The organism is Kitasatospora sp. NPDC127121 (assembly GCF_042677305.1).
In the GTDB taxonomy this organism is placed as follows: Bacteria; Actinomycetota; Actinomycetes; order Streptomycetales; family Streptomycetaceae; genus Kitasatospora.
In genome coordinates this window covers 1-6,404 of record NZ_JBHXTQ010000148.1, presented here as the reverse complement: position 1 = coordinate 6,404, position 6,404 = coordinate 1, and the positions used below count along the sequence as shown (strand labels likewise).

Annotated in this window: 5 protein-coding genes and 1 pseudogene; all 6 read left to right on the top strand. The window is 72.6% G+C overall.

Features of this window, described 5'->3' with window-relative positions:
- Window positions 1–2,428: translation initiation factor IF-2 (gene infB / locus ACFVHI_RS36770; protein ID WP_380346385.1), on the top strand; the 2,428-nt coding region annotated here is incomplete at its 5' end.
- A 186-nt stretch (window positions 2,429–2,614) separates the two neighbouring features.
- Window positions 2,615–2,911, top strand: a complete 297-nt coding sequence (locus ACFVHI_RS36765; protein WP_063347622.1) for a DUF503 domain-containing protein — start codon at window positions 2,615–2,617, stop codon at window positions 2,909–2,911.
- A 153-nt stretch (window positions 2,912–3,064) separates the two neighbouring features.
- Window positions 3,065–3,505, top strand: a complete 441-nt coding sequence (rbfA, locus tag ACFVHI_RS36760) for a 30S ribosome-binding factor RbfA (protein WP_063347621.1) — start codon at window positions 3,065–3,067, stop codon at window positions 3,503–3,505.
- Between the two features lie 2 nt (window positions 3,506–3,507).
- Complete coding sequence (locus ACFVHI_RS36755; RefSeq protein ID WP_380346383.1) at window positions 3,508–4,611, top strand: bifunctional oligoribonuclease/PAP phosphatase NrnA; 1,104 nt, start codon at window positions 3,508–3,510, stop codon at window positions 4,609–4,611.
- 34 nt (window positions 4,612–4,645) lie between these two features.
- The gene (gene truB, locus ACFVHI_RS36750) at window positions 4,646–5,575 is read left to right on the top strand and encodes a tRNA pseudouridine(55) synthase TruB (RefSeq protein ID WP_380346381.1); all 930 of its coding nucleotides are present in this window, start codon (window positions 4,646–4,648) and stop codon (window positions 5,573–5,575) included.
- 314 nt (window positions 5,576–5,889) lie between these two features.
- A pseudogene (locus ACFVHI_RS36745) lies at window positions 5,890–6,404 on the top strand (hypothetical protein); the annotation flags it as partial.

The window sequence follows — 6,404 nt, the reverse complement described above, 5'->3', positions numbered from 1 at the left end:
CGCCGCGCGTCCGGGCGGCGACCGTCCGCGTCCCGCCGGTGCTCCCGGTGCCGACCGTGGCGCCGCGCGTCCCGGTGGCGACCGTCCGCGTCCCGCTGGTGCTCCCGGCGCTGACCGTGGCGCCGCGCGTCCCGGTGGCGACCGTCCGCGTCCCGACGGCATGCCGCGTCCGGCCGGTCCGCGCCCCGGCGCCCCGTCCCCGTCCGGCATGCCGCGCCCGAACCCGGGCATGATGCCGCAGCGTCCGGCTCCGGGCCCGCGTCCGGGCCCCGGCGGCCGTGGCCCCGGTGGCCCCGGTGGCCGTCCGGGTGGTCCGGGTGCCGGTGGCGCCCGTCCGGGCTTCCAGGGTCGTCCGGCCGGTCCGGGCTCGCGTCCGGCCGGTGGCGGCGGCTTCGGCGGTCCGCGTCCCGGTGGCGGTGCCCCCGGTGGTGGCGGCGGCTTCGGCCCGCGTCCCGGTGGTTTCGGTGGTCGTCCCGGCGGCCCGGGTGCCCGTGGTGGCACGCAGGGCGCCTTCGGTCGTGGCCCGGGCGGTCGCCCGGCGCGTGGCCGCAAGTCGAAGCGGGCGAAGCGCCAGGAGTACGAGGCCATGCAGGCCCCGTCCGTCGGCGGTGTGATGCTGCCTCGCGGCAACGGCCAGACCGTTCGCCTGTCGAGCGGCGCCTCGCTGATGGACTTCGCGGAGAAGATCAACGCCAACCCGGCCGCGCTCGTCTCCGTCATGTTCAACCTCGGTGAGATGGTCACCGCGACGCAGTCGGTCTCCGACGCGACCCTCGAGCTGCTGGCCGGCGAGATGGGCTTCATCCTGGAGATCGTCAGCCGCGACGACGAGGACCGCGAGCTGCTGGAGTCGTTCGACATCGACTTCGGTGCGAACGAGGGCGACGAGGACCAGCTGGCCCCGCGCCCGCCGGTCGTCACCGTCATGGGTCACGTCGACCACGGTAAGACCCGCCTGCTGGACGCCATCCGCAAGTCCAACGTGGTGGCCGGCGAGGCCGGTGGCATCACCCAGCACATCGGTGCCTACCAGGTCGTCACCGAGGTGAACGGCGAGCAGCGCCCGATCACCTTCCTCGACACCCCGGGTCACGAGGCGTTCTCCGCCATGCGTGCCCGTGGTGCCAAGTCCACCGACATCGCGATCCTGGTGGTCGCGGCCAACGACGGTGTCATGCCGCAGACGGTCGAGGCGTTGAACCACGCCAAGGCCGCGGGTGTGCCGATCGTGGTCGCCGTCAACAAGATCGACGTCGAGGGCGCCGACCCGACCAAGGTCCGCGGTCAGCTGACCGAGTTCGGTCTGGTGGCCGAGGAGTACGGCGGCGACACCATGTTCGTCGACATCTCCGCGCGCCAGGGCCTCAACATCGAGCAGCTGCTGGAGGCCGTGGTCCTCACCGCGGACGCCTCGCTCGACCTGCGGGCCAACCCCGAGCAGGACGCGCAGGGTATCGCCATCGAGGCCCACCTCGACAAGGGCCGCGGCGCCATGGCGACCGTGCTCGTGCAGCGCGGTACCCTCCGCGTCGGCGACTCGATCGTGGTCGGCGACGCCTACGGCCGCGTCCGCGCGATGCTGGACGAGAACGGCAACAGCCTCGCCGAGGCCGGCCCGTCCCGCCCGGTGCTGCTGCTCGGTCTGACCTCGGTGCCCCGCGCCGGCGACAGCTTCATCGTCGTCGACGAGGACCGCACCGCCCGTCAGATCGCCGAGAAGCGCTCGGCCCGCGACCGCAACGCCGCCTTCGCGCAGCGTCGGGTCCGGGTGTCCCTGGAGGACCTGGACAAGGCCATCGCCGCCGGCGAGATCGAGCAGCTCAACCTCATCATCAAGGGTGACGTCTCCGGTTCGGTCGAGGCCCTCGAGGACGCCCTCGTCAAGCTGGACGTGGGCGAGGAGGTCGAGCTCCGCATCCTGCACCGCGGTGTGGGTGCGATCACCGAGTCCGACGTCAACCTGGCGATGGGTTCGGACGCCATCATCATCGGCTTCAACGTGCGCGCCGAAGGCCGTGCGCGTACCGCGGCCGACAAGGAAGGCGTGGACGTCCGGTACTACTCGGTCATCTACCAGGCGATCGAGGAGATCGAGAACGCCCTCAAGGGCATGCTCAAGCCCGAGTACGAGGAGGTGCGCCTCGGCTCCGCGGAGATCCGCGAGGTGTTCCGCTCCTCCAAGTTCGGCAACATCGCGGGTGTCATCGTCCGCGAGGGCCTGCTGCGCCGCAACGCCAAGGCCCGCCTCATCCGCGACGGCAAGGTCGTGGCGGAGAGCCTCAACATCGAGGGTCTGCGCCGCTTCAAGGACGACGCGACCGAGGTCCGCGAGGGCTTCGAGGCCGGTGTCACCCTGGGGTCGTTCAACGACATCAAGGTCGAGGACATCATCGAGACCTACGAGATGCGCGAGAAGCCGCGTTCGTAGTCGGTGAAAGCCGGGGCCGGTCGACGGGTGGTATTTCCGTCGACCGGCCCCGGTCTCGCTGTGTAGGGTCCGGGGTAGTTCTGATGTTGCAGCGTTCAGATGCCGCAGCGTTCAGACCTAGTACCGGCAGCCCGGTTCCGGGCTGCCCCCCCCCGAGGCCTTCCAGGTCGGCGAGACCTGTCATACATGTTCGTGGGAACACTCACCTTCGACCTGCTGTTGGGCGACGTCCACTCGCTCAAGGAGAAGCGTTCGATCGTGCGGCCCATCGTGGCCGAACTGCAGCGCAAGTACAGCGTGTGCGCTGCCGAGACCGGGAACCAGGATCTGCACCGCAGGGCCGAGATCGGCCTCGCGGTGGTGGCCGGCGATGCCGGATACGTCACCGAGATCCTGGACAGCTGTGAGCGGTTGGTCGCCGGCCGCCCCGAGGTGCAGCTCCTCTCCGCGAGGAGGAGGTACCACAACGACGACGATGAATGAGAGCCGTGGAGGCGGTCGGCGGAAGTCGCCGTTCTCACACGGATCAGGACCCAGAGCGCCCGCAAGGCCGGGCGCGGGCCGGTACTTTGGGGCGTGGGCCCCGAAGGGTGCGCAGCTCACCCGAATGCCGGACCCACTGCACGAGGAGGCAACGTGACCGACACCGCAAGGGCGCGCAAGCTCGCCGACCGCATCCAGGTGGTCGTCGCCCAGACCCTGGAGCGGCGGGTCAAGGACCCGCGACTGGGGTTCGTGACCATCACCGACACCCGGGTGACCGGGGATCTGCGCGAGGCCACCGTCTTCTACACCGTCTTCGGCGACGAGACCGAGCGCGAGGCCACGGCCGCAGCGCTGGAGAGCGCCAAGGGCGTGATCCGCTCCGAGGTCGGCAAGATCGGGGTGCGTTTCACCCCGACGCTGACCTTCGTCGCGGACGCGCTGCCGGACAACGCCCGGAACATCGACGACCTGCTCGACCGGGCCAAGGCCATCGACGCGGCGGTGCGCACCACCGCCGCGGGCGCGACCTACGCCGGCGAGGCGGACCCGTACAAGGTTCCGGCGGCCGAGCGTGACGACGAGGACGAGTAGTCATGGCGGGTGAGCCGGCGAAGGCCGCCTCGCGAGCCGGTTCGACCACGGGGGCGTCTTCCACCAGCACGGTGGAGGACGCCCTCGTGGCGCTCCCGGGGCCGCGCACCGAGGAGAGCGGTTTCGAGCTGCTCTGGCAGCAGGTGGTGGCGGAGATCGGGCGGGCCCGGTCGATCGACCTGATCTGCCACATCTGCCCGGACGGCGACGCCCTGGGCTCCTCGTTGGCGGCCGCGCTGGCGCTGCGCGGGCTCGGCAAGCGGGTGCGGGTCTCCTTCGGCGACGACCCGCAGATCGTGCCCGAGTCGCTGGCCTTCCTGCCCGGCCAGGAGCTGATCGTGCCGGCCGCCGAGGTGCCGGACGTCCCCGAGCTGGTGCTCTGCTTCGACGTGGCCGCGGAGAGCCGGCTCGGCCTGCTGCACGGCAAGGCCTTCGCCGCGCCGGTGCTGGTGGTGATCGACCACCACGCCTCCAATCCGGGCTTCGGCACCCACCAGCTGATCGACCCGACCGCGCCGGCCACCGCCGTCCTGGTCGACGAACTGCTGCGCCGGCTCGGCGTCGAACTCGACCAGGACCTGGCCACCTGCCTGTACACCGGCGTCGCCACCGACACCGGTTCGTTCAAGTACCGGGCCACCACGCCCGCCACCCACGAACTCGCCGGGCGGCTGCTGGCCACCGGCATCCGGCACGACCTGATCTCCCGGCAGCTGTGGGACACCTCCTCCTTCGGCTACCTCAAGGTGCTCGCGGGCGCGCTCGACCGGGCCGTCTACGAGCCGGACGCGGCCGGCGGGCTGGGCCTGGTGTGGACCTGGGTGCCGTACCAGGACCTGGTGCTGTTCAGCGTCACGGTCGAGGAGATCGAGGGGCTGATCGACATCCTGCGCCGCCCGGCCGAGGCCGAGGTGGCGCTGGTGCTCAAGCAGGACCCGGACGGCACGCTGCGGGGCTCCTCGCGTTCCAAGGGCGCGGTGGACGTCGCCGCCGCCTGCGCCGAGCTGGGTGGCGGCGGGCACGTCTTCGCGGCCGGGTTCAGCGCCCGGGAGGATGTGGCCGCGGTGGTCGAACGGTTCCGGAGCGCGCTGCGACCGGTACGTTGATCATCTCTTGACCGCTTTTTAGAGAAAGAACTTGATGAAGCGCAAAGGCACCGGCCCGGACGGCCTGGTGATCGTCGACAAGCCCGAGGGCATCACCTCCCACGGGGTCGTCGCCAAGCTGCGATGGCTGGCCGGGACGCGGAAGGTCGGGCACGCCGGCACGCTCGACCCGATGGCCACCGGCGTGCTGGTGATCGGCGTCGAGCGGGCCACCCGGCTGCTCGGCCACCTGATGCTCACCGCCAAGACGTACGAGGCGACCATCCGGCTCGGCCAGACCACCGTCACCGACGACCGGGAGGGCGAGGTCACCGCGTCCGCCCCGGCCGACGGGGTGACCAGGGAGGCGATCGACGCCGGGATCGCCGTGCTCACCGGCGAGATCATGCAGGTGCCCTCCAAGGTCAGCGCGATCAAGATCGACGGCAAGCGGTCGTACGCGCGGGTGCGCGAGGGCGAGGACTTCGAGCTCGCGGCCCGGCCCACCACGATCCACTCCTTCACCGTGCACGCACAGCGCGCGGCGCTCGCCGAGGACGGCACGCCGGTGATCGACCTGGACGTGACCGTCGAGTGCTCCTCCGGCACCTACATCCGGGCGCTGGCCCGCGACCTGGGCGCCGGGCTCGGCGTCGGCGGCCACCTCACCGCGCTGCGGCGCACCAGGGTCGGGCCGTACTCGGTGGAGTCGGCGCACACCCTGGAGCAGCTGGAGGCCGCGGTCACCGGCGAGTCCCCGGCGGGGCTGCAGGTGCTGCCGATCGGGGAGGCCGCGGCCGCCGCCTTCCCGCGCTGGGACCTGGACGAGTCGCAGGCGGAGAAGCTGTCGCACGGTGCCCGGCTCAAGGCGCCCGGGCTGGGCGTGGACGGGCCGATCGCGGTGTTCGGGCCGGACGGGCGCTTCCTCGCGCTGGTCGAGGAGACGGGCGGGCAGGCGAAGCCGGTCGCGGTCTTCGTCGGCTGACGCCCCGCAGCGCACGCGTCACCCCCGTCGGGAGTCTTCCGGCGGGGGTTTCGCTCGTTCGGGAGTCGTCCCGGGAGGGGTTTCGCTCGTTCGGGGGGTGTTTCGGCGAGGTCCGGGGTTCCGGGTGAGGTCCGGAGGTTCGTTCCGGCGAGGGACGGGTCACCCGCCCGGGGGAGCGCGCGAGGTGAACGCCCGTGGTGAGCGGCGCAGGCGCGGTGGGGCCGCCTCCCGGGCGGGCAGGCTCCCCGACGGCGAGCAGGTCGCCGTGACGAGCCCGCCCCCGGGCCGTCCGGCCTGCGGGGAGGGCAGTGCGAATGCCGGGATTCCTGGACGGCGACGGCGTGGCGGGAGACCCGGGGCGGTACCTGCTGCGGATCCGCGACCTCAACGGGCGACTGCACGGCTTAGGGTTCGTCGCCGACCCGCAGGGCACCGTCCTCACCGCCCACGAGAGCGTCACCGGCCTGGACCGGATCGTCCTGCACACCCCCGGCGGGCAGACCAGGGTGCTGGGCCCGGACGCCGTACTGCCGCTGCCCGGGCACGGGCTCGCCCTGCTGCGCACCGACGCGGTCGGCGGGCTGCCCGTGCCGCCGCTGCCCGTCGCGGCCCTCGGGGCCGGGCGCGAGGTGCTGCTGCCCGCGCTGGCCGGCGAGGACGGGCGCGTGGTGGCGCTGCGTTGCGGTCTGCTGGGTGCCGCCGGGGCCGGGTACGGCGGGGTCGGCGGGGTGCTGCTGCTCGACCCGCCGGTGGTCGCCGGCGTCGCGGTGCCGGCCGGCTCGCCGGTGCTGGACGCCCGCAGCGGCGCCGTGGTGGCCCTGGCCGTGCC